This window comes from Streptomyces sp. NPDC005494 (assembly GCF_042872025.1).
In the GTDB taxonomy this organism is placed as follows: Bacteria; Actinomycetota; Actinomycetes; order Streptomycetales; family Streptomycetaceae; genus Streptomyces.
Map to the genome: position 1 here is coordinate 384,336 of NZ_JBIAJR010000006.1, position 13,690 is coordinate 398,025.

At 70.6% G+C, this 13,690-nt stretch carries 13 protein-coding genes; 10 read left to right on the forward strand and 3 right to left on the reverse strand.

From position 1 onward, the window contains the following. Positions 1-82: 82 nt before the first annotated feature. The 8 genes from purS to ACFYQ6_RS20430 all read left to right on the forward strand — a co-directional run bounded on the left by purS (position 83) and on the right by ACFYQ6_RS20430 (position 8,060). Positions 83-334, forward strand: coding sequence for a phosphoribosylformylglycinamidine synthase subunit PurS (gene purS / locus ACFYQ6_RS20395; protein ID WP_099173088.1), 252 nt, complete (start codon positions 83-85; stop codon positions 332-334). Next, positions 331-1,011: a phosphoribosylformylglycinamidine synthase subunit PurQ gene (gene purQ, locus ACFYQ6_RS20400; RefSeq protein ID WP_361579329.1), complete on the forward strand. Its 681-nt coding sequence runs from the start codon at positions 331-333 to the stop codon at positions 1,009-1,011. The genes purS and purQ overlap by 4 nt, the downstream gene beginning before the upstream one ends. After that, a complete protein-coding gene (gene purL / locus ACFYQ6_RS20405; protein ID WP_388764121.1) occupies positions 1,008-3,257 on the forward strand; it encodes a phosphoribosylformylglycinamidine synthase subunit PurL in 2,250 nt (749 codons plus the stop codon). The genes purQ and purL overlap by 4 nt, the downstream gene beginning before the upstream one ends. Positions 3,258-3,363: 106 nt before the next feature. Further along, positions 3,364-3,888, forward strand: a complete 525-nt coding sequence (locus ACFYQ6_RS20410; RefSeq protein ID WP_361579325.1) for a helix-turn-helix domain-containing protein — start codon at positions 3,364-3,366, stop codon at positions 3,886-3,888. A 105-nt stretch (positions 3,889-3,993) separates the two neighbouring features. After that, positions 3,994-4,821, forward strand: a complete 828-nt coding sequence (locus ACFYQ6_RS20415; RefSeq protein ID WP_361579323.1) for a M23 family metallopeptidase — start codon at positions 3,994-3,996, stop codon at positions 4,819-4,821. A 40-nt stretch (positions 4,822-4,861) separates the two neighbouring features. After that, positions 4,862-6,160 (forward strand): hypothetical protein, encoded by a 1,299-nt coding sequence (locus tag ACFYQ6_RS20420; RefSeq protein WP_388764123.1) that lies wholly within the window; start codon positions 4,862-4,864, stop codon positions 6,158-6,160. A 237-nt stretch (positions 6,161-6,397) separates the two neighbouring features. Next, on the forward strand, positions 6,398-7,198 hold the full coding sequence (locus ACFYQ6_RS20425) for a sterol carrier family protein (protein WP_361579319.1): 801 nt from the start codon (positions 6,398-6,400) through the stop codon (positions 7,196-7,198). 37 nt (positions 7,199-7,235) lie between these two features. Further along, positions 7,236-8,060, forward strand: a complete 825-nt coding sequence (locus tag ACFYQ6_RS20430) for an META domain-containing protein (RefSeq protein WP_388764125.1) — start codon at positions 7,236-7,238, stop codon at positions 8,058-8,060. Positions 8,061-8,085: 25 nt separating this feature from the next. Here the strand turns inward: ACFYQ6_RS20430 and ACFYQ6_RS20435 are convergent, their stop codons facing one another. Both ACFYQ6_RS20435 and ACFYQ6_RS20440 read right to left on the reverse strand, forming a co-directional pair. Then, the gene (locus ACFYQ6_RS20435; RefSeq protein WP_361579315.1) at positions 8,086-9,546 is read right to left on the reverse strand and encodes a sulfatase-like hydrolase/transferase; all 1,461 of its coding nucleotides are present in this window, start codon (positions 9,544-9,546) and stop codon (positions 8,086-8,088) included. Between the two features lie 311 nt (positions 9,547-9,857). Then, on the reverse strand, positions 9,858-9,977 hold the full coding sequence (locus ACFYQ6_RS20440) for a putative leader peptide (protein WP_388764127.1): 120 nt from the start codon (positions 9,975-9,977) through the stop codon (positions 9,858-9,860). Positions 9,978-10,553: 576 nt separating this feature from the next. Here ACFYQ6_RS20440 and purF point away from each other — a divergent pair. Then, entirely contained in the window at positions 10,554-12,080 is a 1,527-nt protein-coding gene (gene purF, locus ACFYQ6_RS20445; RefSeq protein ID WP_356741704.1) for an amidophosphoribosyltransferase, read from the forward strand. Positions 12,081-12,137: 57 nt separating this feature from the next. Beyond that, positions 12,138-13,211: a phosphoribosylformylglycinamidine cyclo-ligase gene (gene purM, locus ACFYQ6_RS20450; RefSeq protein WP_361579312.1), complete on the forward strand. Its 1,074-nt coding sequence runs from the start codon at positions 12,138-12,140 to the stop codon at positions 13,209-13,211. A 155-nt stretch (positions 13,212-13,366) separates the two neighbouring features. Here the strand turns inward: purM and ACFYQ6_RS20455 are convergent, their stop codons facing one another. Further along, complete coding sequence (locus ACFYQ6_RS20455) at positions 13,367-13,624, reverse strand: DUF3073 domain-containing protein (protein ID WP_031097368.1); 258 nt, start codon at positions 13,622-13,624, stop codon at positions 13,367-13,369. Positions 13,625-13,690 lie beyond the last annotated feature (66 nt).

Genomic DNA, 13,690 nt, shown 5'->3' on the forward strand with positions numbered 1-13,690 from the left:
CCGGCCAGGTACGCTGATAGGACCCGCGGGGATCTGGGGAACCCCTCGGAGACACAGCCGCACCACACCACCGGGAGTGCCAGTGGCACGCGTCGTAGTCGACGTCATGCTCAAGCCGGAGATCCTCGACCCGCAGGGACAGGCTGTGCAGCGCGCACTGCCCCGTCTCGGCTTCGACGGAATCGCGGACGTTCGTCAGGGAAAGCGTTTCGAGCTCGAGGTCGAGGGGCCGGTCGACGATGCCGCCCTCGCCCGTATTAACGAGATCGCCGAGACCTTCCTCGCCAACACCGTCATCGAGGACTTCACCGTCAAGGTGGAGGAGGAGAAGTGACCACCCGTATCGGCGTCGTCACTTTTCCCGGCACGCTCGACGACCAGGACAGCCTGAGGGCCGTACGGATCGCGGGCGCCGAGCCCGTATCCCTCTGGCACCGTGACAAGGACCTCCACCAGGTCGACGCGGTGATCCTGGCGGGCGGATTCAGTTACGGCGACTATCTGCGCGCCGGCGCCATCTCGCGTTTCTCGCCCGTGATGGAGACCGTCATCGAGCAGGCGAAGGCCGGCCTGCCGGTCCTCGGGATCTGCAACGGCTTCCAGATCCTGACCGAGGCACACCTGCTGCCCGGCGCGATGCTGCGCAACAACCACCTCCACTTCATCTGCCGCGACCAGAAGCTGCGGGTGGAGAACGCGGAGACGGCCTGGACCTCCGACTACTCGGTGGGCCAGGAGATCTCCGTACCGCTGAAGAACGTGGACGGCCGGTACACCGCCGACGAGCGCACGCTCGACGAGCTGGAGGCCGAGGGCCGCGTCGCCTTCCGTTACGCCGACGTCAACCCGAACGGCTCGCTGCGCGACATCGCCGGCATCACCAACGCCGCGGGCAACGTCGTCGGTCTGATGCCGCACCCGGAGCACGCCGTCGAGCCGCTGATCGGCACCGGTCGCACCGACGGCCTGGGTTTCTTCACCTCGATCATCAAGAAGCTGGTCAACGCATGAGCCTGGACACGGTCAAGCACGCGGCCGAGACCCCGGACGCCGGGCAGCCCTGGAAGGAGCTCGGCCTCAAGGAGGACGAGTACGCCAGGATCCGCGAGATCCTGGGCCGCCGCCCCACCGGCGCCGAGCTCGCCATGTACTCCGTGATGTGGTCCGAGCACTGCTCCTACAAGAGCAGCAAGGTCCACCTCAAGCAGTTCGGCGAGAAGGTCCCCGCCAACGACGCGATGCTCGTCGGCATCGGTGAGAACGCCGGTGTGGTCGACGTGGGCCAGGGTTACGCGGTCACCTTCAAGGTCGAGTCGCACAACCACCCCTCGTACATCGAGCCCTACCAGGGCGCGGCCACCGGCGTCGGCGGCATCGTCCGCGACATCCTCGCCATGGGCGCCCGCCCGGTCGCGGTCGTCGACCCGCTGCGCTTCGGTGCGGCCGACCACCCCGACACCCGCCGGGTGCTGCCGGGCATCGTCGCGGGCATCGGCGGCTACGGAAACTGCCTCGGCCTGCCGAACATCGGCGGCGAGGTCGTCTTCGACGCCTGCTACCAGGGCAACCCGCTCGTCAACGCCGGCTGCATCGGCGTGATGAAGCACGAGGACATCCACCTCGCCCAGGCCTCCGGTCCTGGGAACAAGGTGATCCTCTACGGCGCCCGCACCGGCGGCGACGGCATCGGCGGAGTCTCCGTGCTGGCCTCGGAGACCTTCGACGACACCAAGCCCACCAAGCGCCCCGCCGTCCAGGTCGGCGACCCGTTCCAGGAGAAGCTCCTCATCGAGTGCACCCTGGAGATCTTCAAGGAGAAGCTCGTCGCGGGCATCCAGGACCTCGGCGGCGCCGGGCTCTCCTGCGCCACCAGCGAGCTGGCCTCCGCGGGTTCCGGCGGCATGCGCGTCGAGCTGGACACCGTGCCGCTCCGCGACTCCTCCCTCTCGCCCGAGGAAATCCTCATGAGCGAGTCGCAGGAGCGCATGTGCGCGATCGTCGAGCCGCAGCACGTCGACCGCTTCATGGAGATCTGCGAGAAGTGGGACGTCATCGCCACCGTCATCGGTGAGGTGACCGAGGGCTCGCAGCTGGAGATCTTCTGGCACGGCGAGCAGATCGTGGACGTACCCCCGCGGTCCGTCGCCCACGAGGGCCCGACGTACCACCGGCCGTTCGCCCGCCCGTCCTGGCAGGACGCGCTGCAGGCCGACGACGCCGGCAAGCTGGCCCGCCCGGCGAACGGCGCCGAGCTGCGCGAGCAGGTCCTCAAGCTGGTCAGCTCCCCGAACCAGGCCTCCAAGTCCTGGATCACCGACCAGTACGACCGCTTCGTGCAGGGCAACACCGTGCTCGCGATGCCCGAGGACGCCGGCATGGTCCGGATCGACGAGGAGTCGAACCTGGGCGTGGCGATGGCGACGGACGGCAACGGCCGGTACGCCAAGCTCGACCCGTACACGGGCGCGCAGCTGGCGCTCGCGGAGTCGTACCGCAACGTCGCCGCCTCCGGTGCCAAGCCGCTCGCGATCTCGGACTGCCTGAACTTCGGTTCGCCCGAGGACCCGGACGTCATGTGGCAGTTCGCCGAGGCCACGCGTGGTCTCGCGGACGGCTGCCTGGAGCTGGGCACCCCGGTCACCGGTGGCAACGTCTCGCTGTACAACCAGACCGGGGAGACGGCGATCCACCCGACGCCGGTCGTCGCGGTGCTCGGCGTGATCGACGACGTCACCCGGCGTACGCCGGTCGCCTTCGCCGAAGAGGGCCAGCTGCTCTACCTCCTGGGTGAGACCCGCGAGGAGTTCGGCGGCTCGGCGTGGTCCGAGGTCATCCACCAGCACCTCGGCGGCATGCCGCCGAAGGTGGACCTGGGCCGCGAGAAGCTGCTCGGCGAGATCCTCATCTCGGCCTCGCGCGACGGCATGATCGACGCGGCGCACGACCTCTCCGACGGCGGCCTGATCCAGGCGGTCACCGAGTCCTGCCTGCGCGGCGGGAAGGGTGCCCGGCTGGTCGTGCCGGACGGCCTGGACGCGTTCACCTTCCTGTTCTCGGAGTCGGCGGGCCGTGCGGTCGTGTCGATCCCGCGCAGCGAGGAGCTCCGCTTCAACGACATGTGCGGGGCGCGGGGCCTGCCCGTGACCCGGATCGGTGTCGTGGACGGGGAGGAGATCGAGATCCAGGGCGAGTTCAGCATCCCGCTGAGCGAGCTGCGCGAGGCGCACGAGGGGACCCTGGAGGGTCTGTTCGCCTGATCTCCGCCTTTTCCGAAGCCCCCGTCCGGGTCGACCGGGCGGGGGCTTCGCCGTGCTCACCGGAAACCTTTGATGGATGTTACGTAATTACGTAAGGTTGTGTTCTGTGGATCTCGAGGAACGCGTCGCCGAGCTGGAACGCCGGCTGGCCGTGCTGGAGCGGGCGGCGGACGGCGGGCCGCCGAGCCTGGGCGACGGCGACTTCTGGGCGCTGGACGGGCTGAAGGACCAGCTCGGGCAGGTCGGGGAGGCCGCGGCCGACGGAGGAGTGCTGTTCACGGGCGCGGTGAGGCTGCCGGCCGGTGAGCGGTACGAGTGGCAGTACGGCGCGCTGACCGCGGGGCTCCTGGGCCAGGAGGGGGACCGGCCCGACTGGTCGGAGGCCGCGGAGCCGCTGGCCGCGCTGGGGCACCCGGTCCGGCTGCGCCTGCTCCGCGAGATCCTCGGCGGCCGCCGCACGGCGGCCGAGCTGGCCGAGCTGGACGAGACGGGGACGACCGGCCAGATCTACCACCATCTGCGCCTGCTGACCACGGCGGGCTGGCTGCACACGACCGGGCGCGGACGCTACGAGGTGCCCGGACCCCGGGTGGTGCCACTGCTGGTGGTCCTCACGGCCGCCCGGCCCTGAGGAGCCCTACCGGCCCCGCGGAGCCCGACCGGTAGGCACGCATGACCCGGTACGCATGACCCGACCGACACGAGCGAGCTGTCCGACACGAATGAGGGGGACGTCATGTCCGCACGCAAAGCCGCGATGGTCCTGTACCGCTGTTGCTGGATCGCCTTCGTCGCACTGGTGGTCGTCACGTCCTTCACCGGGCCGCTGGACCCGTTCGCCCTGGTGTTCCTTCCGGCGGGGGCGGCCCTGGTCATCGGTTTCGTCGTGAGCCGTTCCGGCGGCCGGGCCGGGGCGCACCCCCGGCCCGCCGTGGAGGTCGGTCCGCCGGTGGCGGGCCGCTGGACCGCTCTCAACAGCCCCGCCGACAAGGTGCCCAGCCATGGCACGCACGCGTACGGGCAGTCGTACGCGATCGACATCGTCGCCGAACCGGAGGGGGAGAGCCGCCCGCCGTTCCGTTGGCTGTGGCCCGTCGTGCGGCCCAACCGCGACTTCCCTGCCTTCGGTGCCCCGCTCCTCGCGGTGGCGGACGCCACGGTGGTGCACGCGAGCGACGGGCAGCGCGATCACCTCAGCCGGAACTCGGGTCCCGCGCTCGCCTATCTCATGCTGATCGAGGCGGCTGTCCGGGATCTGGCCGGTGCGAGCCGGATCTGCGGCAACCGTGTCGTGCTGGACCTCGGTGACGGGACGTACGCCGCGTACGCCCACGTCCGGCGCGGTTCGCTCCTCGTGCGGGCGGGGGACTCCGTGCGGGCGGGCCAGCAGATCGCGCGGTGCGGGAACTCGGGCAACTCCACCGAACCGCACGTGCACTTCCAGCTGATGGACCACCCGGACCTCGACACCGCACGGGGAATCCCCTTCACCTGGCGGGGCATCGGCGTACCCGCCGGAGGAGAGACGTTCACCGTCGACGAGGCTGTCAGTACCGGCTGTTAGCTTGGAACCCGTTGCGTGCGGTGTGTACGGGGGGACGACGATGGACGATCTGCGCGGTCCGCAACAGGCGGAGCCACCGGAGCTGTCGCCTTGGTGCGGGCGCTGGCGTGGTGCCACGAACAAGCTGCTGTGCGTGCTCGCCGTGGCGGGCATCGGCCTGAGCCTCTGGGTCTTCGTGCAGGAGGTCATAGGCCTCCGGGACCGGGCCGAGAGCCGTGAGCGCATCACCGAGGCGTGCGGGGGCCTCATCGACCCCGACCCGGTCCTGGGGCTGAACGGCGGCGGGATCGACCGGGTCAAGCTCTCCGACGAACACGAGACCGACCTCGGCGAGCGCTCCAGCGGTTGTCTCGTCTACCGGGTCGGCGACCCGGGCACGACCTACGGGCACTTCTCCATGGCCGTGCTCCGCCGTTCGGCCGAGCCGGACGCCGACGAGACCGCACAGGACCGGACCGAGATCGACGAGCAGAGCGACGAGCCGTTCCGCCGTCCTTACCGCGACGAGAAGAGCTCGCCCGGCCCGGTGGTGAGCCACGCCCTCCCGCACCCGCTCGGAGACGGCGCGCTGGGCGAGTACGACGAGTACAAGGTGACGGCGCGGGCGGTCTGCGAGAAGGGCGGGAAGATCTCCTCGATAGAGGTCTCCGCCGTCGCCCAGTACGACGAACCCGTCACGGCCGAGGACCGGCGCACGCTGGCCGGCCTGGCACGCCAGGGCGTGGACCGGGCCGCGGACCGCACCGGCTGCCGGGCGGATCTTCCCGGGCTTCCGGCGGAGCTCGCCGAGCCTGAGATGAAGTTCGGTTCGGCGGCGAGCACCGGCGGCACCTGCGACTGGTACCGGCGCTTCCTGGCCCAGGGGGAGCGCGGCAGCCTTCCGGACCGCGCGTTGGCCGCTCCGGCGGGGATGGCGAGCGATCATGACGCCTGTGTGCTGGCGGTGGGGGAGAAGGAGACCCGCAGGATCTATCCCGGTTTCGTGAAGACCTCGGACTACCCGCAGTCGCTGGAGGACGTGCTGAAGTACCTCCCCTGGTGGGTGAAGACCGAGACGTACGTCGGCGACGGGACGCGAGGGCTGCGGACCGGTCACTTCAAGCAGCCGACCGAGCTCACCCCGGGCTCGGCGGGCACCGACTCCGACCAGACCTGGTGGGCGTCCTCCGTCTGCGGCGGCCGGCCGGCCGTGCATGTGCTGTGGGTGGCCTATCCGTACGACCGCATAGCCGCCGACCGGCTGGAATCGCTGTTCCTGGCGTACGTCGACGATGTGACCGAGCGCCGGGGCTGCACCGATGTCGTCCTTCCCGACGCGAAGGACTTCGCCAGGAGCTGACCGCCGGCACGAGGCCACCCCGGCCCGCGTATGCGTGGTCCGGCTGCCACGAGGAACGGGCCCCGGAGGTGCGGCCCAGGTGCGGCCCGACTGCCCGACTGCCCGAGGACGGCTGGGCGGCTGGGCGGCCCGACTGCCCGAGGACGGCTGGACGGCTGGACGGCTGAGCGGCCGGTGGTGTGGCCGCACTGGCCGAGGGCGGCCGGACTGTCGGAGGCACCGATTAGTCTCGCCTCCATGCCACCGGCCAAGAAGCGCCCCCGTTCGTACGACTTCTCCAGGACCCGGACCGCTGTCCTGGCCCAGTTCGGCCACGTACAGGACGCCGTCCGCGCCCTGACGCCCGAACAGCTCGCGCTGCCGGGGCTGGGGGAGTGGACCGTGCGGGAGCTCGCGGCACACCTGACGACGGCCCTGGAGCAGGTGAGCAGGTCGATGGAGCTCCCGGCTCCGACCGGTGGGCCCAAGCCGGAGATCACACTGCTCCAGTGGCCGTCCTCCACCGCCCGGAACGCGGCCGGGACCGCCGGTTCCACCCAGGCGCTCACCGCCGACCGGCCCGACCTTGACGCCCTCTACGAGGAGACGGCCGCCCGGTTCGCGGAGCTGGTGCCCGCCGACGGCGCCGAGCGGCTGGTGGCGACCCGCGCGGGGACTATGCGGCTGGGCGACGTCCTGGTGACCCGCACCGTCGAGCTCGTCGTCCACACCGACGACCTCCACCGGGCGACCGGCCTCGACATCCCGTACGACCGGCAGGCACTCGCCGCCTGCACCCGGCTGCTCGCCGACGCGCTGGCGGACAGGGCACCCGGCGGCTCGGTCGAAGTGCGCGTCCCGCCCTTCGCCGTCGTCCAGTGCATCGGCGGCCCCAAGCACACCCGTGGCACACCGCCCAACGTCGTGGAGACCGACCCGCTCACCTGGATCCGGCTCGCCACCGGTCGTACGGGGTGGACACAGGCTCTCGAATCGGCGCAGGTCAGGGCGAGCGGTGAGCGGGCCGAACTCGCCCACCTGCTCCCGCTGATGGGCTGAGGGGAACCGGATCGACCACTCGATCCGTCCCAGGGCCATGCGCAAACCACGTATGGCCGTCAGCGTCCTGGCCCTCCTCACCCTTGCCGCCTGCGGTACGGATCCGGGCTCCGGTGGCGCCGGGGACGGAAGCGGCACCGTACGGAACGAGGAGCCGGTGACCGGTGTCCACTGGAACGTGTCCTCCCTGACCGTCGGAGGGAAGACGACTCCTGCTCCCGCCGCGGCCCACGTCTCGATCGACTCCGCGGGGAAGGCCACGGGCAACCTGGGCTGCAACCGCTTCACCGCCGACGTGAGGGTCGAGGGCGACCACGTCACCGTCGGGCCGGGCACGACCACCGAGATGGGCTGCGAGAAGGATGTGCAGCAGTTCGAGAAGGCGCTGGGGGCTGCCTTCACCGGGAAGCTGAAGGCAGCCGTGGCGGGCAGCGGTGACGAGAAGACGCTGACGCTGACCACGGCCCAGGGCGACTCCATCGCCCTCACCTCCGAGCCCCCGGCCCCGCTCACCGGCACGGCCTGGAAGGTGACCGGACTGACCTCGGCCGGCCTCGCCGCCTCCCTGCCCGCCGGTACGGAGGACAAGGCGCACCTGACCTTCGGCAAGGACGGCTCGGTCGAGGGCAGCCTCGGCTGCAACCCCTTCCACGCGAAGGCGGCGGTCGCCGGGTCCACCATCACCTTCGGCCCGCTCTCCTCCACCCGGAAGATGTGCCCGGGCCCGCGGATGAAGCTGGAGCGCGCGCTGATGGGCGTACTGGAGGGGAGGACGACGTACACGATCGGCCACCGCTCCCTCGCGCTCACCGCGCAGAGCGGCGAGGGCCTCCACGCGTCCGCCCCGGCGGCCGGGAACTGACCGCCGGGAGCGTGACGGCGGCGCCTCAGGAACCCGTCGGATACGGGAGCAGACCGGCGTTCGTCCTCTCCCACGCGGCCTTGAGCTCGGCCAGCCGCTCCGGCTCGGCGGCTGCCCGGTCCGCCTGCTCACGCTGGTCGTCGGCCAGCTGGAAGAGCTGGTCGGTGCCGCTCCTGCCCCTGTAGTACTTCCAGTCGCCGCGGCGCAGCGCCCGCTCGCCCCGGACGCGCCAGAACAGGTCGCGCTCCTTCGGCTTCTCGTCCCGCAGCAGGTATCCGGCGAGGCTGACGCCGTCCAGCGGATAGGCCGGGTCAGGGCGCGCGCCGCCGAGTTCCAGCAGGGTCGCCGTCCAGTCGGGCGAGAACACGGGAAGGTCGCTGACCTGGTGGCCGTCGATGCGCGCCGGCCAGCGCAGCACCGACGGGACCCGGATGCCGCCCTCCTGGAGCGAGCTCTTGTTGCCGGACAGCGGCCAGTTGTAGGAGAAGCGCTCACCGCCGTTGTCGCTGGCGAAGAAGACCAGGGTGTCCTCCTCCTGGCCCGAGCGCTTCAGCGCCTTCAGCACCTGACCGACCGAGCGGTCCAGGTCCTCGACCATCTCGGTGTACTTCTCGACCGAGCCGCCGTCGGCGTTCCAGAGCGCGGAGCGGTCACCGGCCTTGATCCGGCGGACGATCTCGGCGGAGGCCTCCGTGTCCCCGTCGGCGATCCACGGCCAGTGCGGGGTGGTGAAGTTCAGATTGAGCAGCCAGGGCTTCTCGTGGTCACGCTGGACGTACTCGCTCGCCCGTTCCGTCAGGACCCGGGTGTAGTAGCGGAGGTCCTTGTACTCGGCGTCGCCCTCGTACAGGTCGTACTCACCGCCGAGGCCGAGCTTCGAGTAGTACTCCAGCGCTCCGCCGAAGTTCCCGAAGAACTCGTCCCAGCCCGACCTGACCGGGCTGTAGTCCGGCAGGTAGCCGCAGTGCCACTTGCCGATCAGCGCGGTCGAGTAGCCGGCGCCGCGCAGCAGGGAGGCCAGGGTCGGGTGGGTCGGCTCCAGTCCCACCGATCTGTCGGCGATGGGCTCGGCGAGCCCGCCCTTCGTGCGACCCGGGTATCGGCCGGTGTAGAGGCTGAAGCGGGTGGGGGAGCAGGTCGCGGATCCTGAGTAGGCGTCGGTGAACCGCACTCCCTGGCGCGCGAGGGCGTCGAGGTTCGGTGTGCGGATGTGCGGGGCCCCGTACGAGGAGAGGTCCGCCCAGCCGAGGTCGTCGCCCAGGATGAACAGGATGTTGGGCCGCCGCGCGTGCTTGCCGCGTGCGGCGCGGAACGGCTTCTCCCGGGCCGCGCTCCCGGACTCCGCCGCGGCTGCCGGGGCCGCGGCGGCCTGTATCCCTACGGCCGCGGTTGCGGCGGTCGCGCCGACGGCGGTGGTGAAGGCACGGCGGCTCAGTGCGGCGCCGGAAGGCTCGTCCGCACTGGTGCTCGAATTTGCAGAGGTCATGAGGTCTCCTGGGCAGGCCTCGGGCGCCGGCCGGGCCGGCGTACGAGAAGGGGAACGAGGCGGGGAACGAGACGCGAACCGCGACGGACGGCTACGCGGAAAGCAGCGGCCGGACGTCAGGGTGAGATGAGGACGAGCGGAGCAGAGGCCCTGATCCGGAAGACGGAAGCTCTCGGGAGACGAAGTCCCGGGAAGACGGCGCCCCGCGGAAGCCCGGCAGTAGTTCCGGGCGAGCCTCACGGCTGCTCGGTGGAACGGCTGTCCGGCTGGGGGCCCACGGACAGGGCCGGGGCTTCAGGGGTGCGGCAGGCTCAGGCGTGGCGACAGATGGCGCTCGACACACGTCCCAGATCGACGTGGCGGCGCTCCACGAGCGTGACCGAATGATCACCGAGGGGCTGCATGGGGGAGGAGCCTGCCAAGAGGCCCATGGCCTGTCAACGCCGGTCTCGAACTGCGGACAAGAGCCGTCCGGCGCCGGAACGCCACCTTCCTCGCCGGTACCCGAATCCGTACCCGGTCTGGGCGCTCCGCGGCATCCGGAACCGTTCGCCGCGGCGCCCTCCGAACCTTCGGCCCGTCCTCCGGCACGGCTTCCGGGCCGGCTTCCGGGCCCCGGCTCCCGGCTTTCCGGAGTCTCGAAGCGGCCCTCAGAGCTCCGCCCAGAGCGCCTTCGATGTGAGGCTCGCCACGAAACGAGCGTTCGGCCAGCGCCCGGGCCGGGCCGCACCCCGGCTCACCGAGCGCCACGAGAGAGGCCCGCGTGGGCGCGATTCCGCCACCTGCCCGGACCCGCCGGTAACCGCCGTCCATCCCGGCATCAGCAGCCCTGCGAGGGTCCCGGGGCCTCGCAGGGAAGCGGGCCATGATCACGTGGAGTGATCGATCGACGCCACCTGGAACCGGCACGGAGACCGCCCCTCGGGCCGGGTCCCACCGGTCGGTGCACCCCTGCGGGGCGGTCACCCAATTCGGACCGGTGGTCGATCTCGCCTACACTCGGTGCCGTGCCTCGTGGTGATGGACGACTCAACCACGACCTGCTCCCCGGAGAGAAAGGCCCCCAGGACGCTTGCGGCGTCTACGGTGTCTGGGCTCCGGGCGAAGAGGTCGCCAAGCTCACCTATTTCGGACTGTATGCCCTGCAGCACCGTGGACAGGAGTCCGCGGGCATCGCAGTGAGCAACGGGTCCCAGATCCTGGTCTTCAAGGACATGGGACTGGTCTCGCAGGTCTTCGACGAAACGTCTCTGGGATCGCTCCAGGGCCATATCGCGGTCGGTCATGCCCGCTACTCCACCACCGGTGCCTCGGTGTGGGAGAACGCGCAGCCGACGTTCCGTGCCACCGCGCACGGCTCGATCGCCCTGGGTCACAACGGCAACCTGGTCAACACGGCCCAGCTCGCCGAGATGGTCGCCGACCTCCCTCGCAAGGACGGTCGCGCCACCCAGGTCGCGGCGACCAACGACACCGATCTCGTGACCGCTCTGCTCGCCGGTCAGCGGGACGAGAACGACAAGCCGCTCACCATCGAGGAGGCCGCCGCAAAGGTGCTCCCCGAGGTCAAGGGCGCCTTCTCGCTCGTCTTCATGGATGAGCACACCCTCTACGCCGCCCGTGACCCGCAGGGCATCCGCCCGCTGGTCCTCGGCCGGCTGGAGCGTGGCTGGGTGGTGGCCTCCGAGTCCGCCGCCCTCGACATCTGCGGTGCCAGCTACGTCCGGGAGATCGAGCCCGGGGAGCTCGTCGCCATCGACGAGAACGGCCTGCGCACCTCTCGCTTCGCAGAAGCGAAGCCCAAGGGCTGCGTCTTCGAGTACGTCTACCTGGCCCGCCCCGACACCGACATCGCCGGGCGCAACGTCTACCTCTCCCGGGTGGAGATGGGCCGGAAGCTGGCGGCCGAGGCCCCCGTCGAGGCCGATCTGGTCATAGCGACGCCGGAATCGGGAACCCCCGCGGCCATCGGCTACGCCGAGGCGAGCGGAATTCCGTTCGGGGCCGGACTGGTCAAGAACGCCTACGTCGGCCGGACCTTCATCCAGCCCTCGCAGACCATCCGTCAGCTGGGCATCCGCCTCAAGCTGAATCCGCTCAAGGAAGTCATCAAGGGCAAGCGCCTGGTCGTGGTGGACGACTCGATCGTCCGCGGCAACACCCAGCGTGCCCTGGTGAGGATGCTCCGCGAGGCGGGCGCCGCCGAGATCCACATCCGGATCTCCTCCCCGCCGGTGAAGTGGCCCTGCTTCTTCGGGATCGACTTCGCGACGCGCGCCGAGCTGATCGCCAACGGCATGTCCGTCGACGAGATCTCCACGTCCATGGGTGCCGACTCGCTCGCGTACATCTCGCTCGACGCGATGGTCGAGGCGACGACGATCGCCAAGCCGAACCTGTGCCGTGCCTGCTTCGACGGCGAATACCCGATGGAGCTGCCGGACCCGGAGCTGCTCGGCAAGCAGCTGCTGGAGACCGAGCTGGCGGCCGGCCCCGCCGCCACCGCGGCGGCCGACGCGCTGCGTCGTCCGTGACCCGGACCGGCCGGCTTCCCCACCAGCCCCGTATTCCCACACGAAAGATCCCGGGCCATGTCTGAGACAACAGGTGCTTCCTACGCTGCGGCGGGCGTCGACATCGAAGCCGGTGACCGCGCCGTCGAGCTGATGAAGGAGTGGGTGAAGAAGACGCAGCGCCCCGAGGTCGCCGGCCTCGGTGGTCTCGGCGGGTTCGCCGGCCTCTTCGACGCCTCGGCGCTCAAGCGTTACGAGCGTCCGCTGCTCGCCTCCGCCACGGACGGCGTCGGCACCAAGGTCGACCTGGCCCGGCAGATGGGCGTGTACGACACGATCGGGCACGACCTGGTCGGCATGGTCGTCGACGACCTGGTCGTCTGCGGCGCCGAGCCGCTCTTCATGACCGACTACATCTGTGTCGGCAAGGTGCATCCCGAGCGTGTCGCGGCCATCGTGAAGGGCATCGCCGAAGGCTGTGTCCTGGCGGGCTGCGCTCTGGTCGGCGGCGAGACGGCCGAACACCCGGGCCTGCTGGGTCCGGACGACTTCGACGTCGCGGGCGCCGGTACGGGTGTGGTCGAGGCCGACCGCCTCTTGGGCCCGGACCGTATCCGTAAGGGTGACGCCGTGATCGCGATGGCGTCGTCCGGTCTTCACTCCAACGGGTACTCGCTCGTCCGCCACGTGGTCTTCGACCGCGCCGGCTGGACCCTGGACCGGCAGGTCGAGGAGTTCGGCAGGACGCTCGGCGAGGAGCTCCTGGAGCCCACCAGGATCTACTCCCTGGACTGCCTCGCGCTGACCCGCACAACCGAGGTGCACGGCTTCAGCCACGTCACCGGCGGTGGTCTGGCCAACAACCTGGCCCGGGTGATCCCGGACGGGCTGCACGCCACTGTCGACCGTGCCACCTGGACGCCGGGCGCCGTCTTCGACCTGGTCGGCAAGGCCGGACAGGTCGAGCAGCTGGAGCTCGAGAAGACGCTCAACATGGGTGTCGGCATGATCGCGGTCGTTCCGGCCGACTCGGTGGACGCGGCGCTCACCACGCTGGCCGACCGGGGAGTCGACTCCTGGGTCGCCGGCGAGATCACGGACCGTGGCGACCACGCCACAGGCGCCGCGCTGACCGGCAGCTACGCACGGTAGGACCCCGTCACGCCGGGCCCGGTGCACCACCGGTCCCGGCGGCGGGCGGACGACCGTACGGAGGTCCGGCGGGCCCGTCCGTCGGCGTTCCGCGCTTGGACAGCACAGAACCCGGTCCGGGCAGGCCCGGACCGGGTTGATGTGTCAGCGCGAGGTCAAGCGCCGCGGCGCTGTGACGACGGACCGGACTGGCCGTCCTCGTCCGCGTCCTCGTCGTCGTTGTACAGATCCGCGTACTGTGCGTACGGGTCATCTTCCTCGTCGTCGTCCTCGAACGGCTCGGCGTTCGGTGGTTGACTCGAAGGCGATGCGCCCAGCTCATTGGCCAGACGCGACAGGTCAGTCCCGCCGCTGCTGTACTTCAGCTGGCGGGCGACCTTGGTCTGCTTGGCCTTTGCCCGGCCGCGCCCCATGGCTCGACCCCCTCGGTGACGGGGCTCGACGGCCCCAGAGTCTTGACACGCGTTCATGTTTCAGGA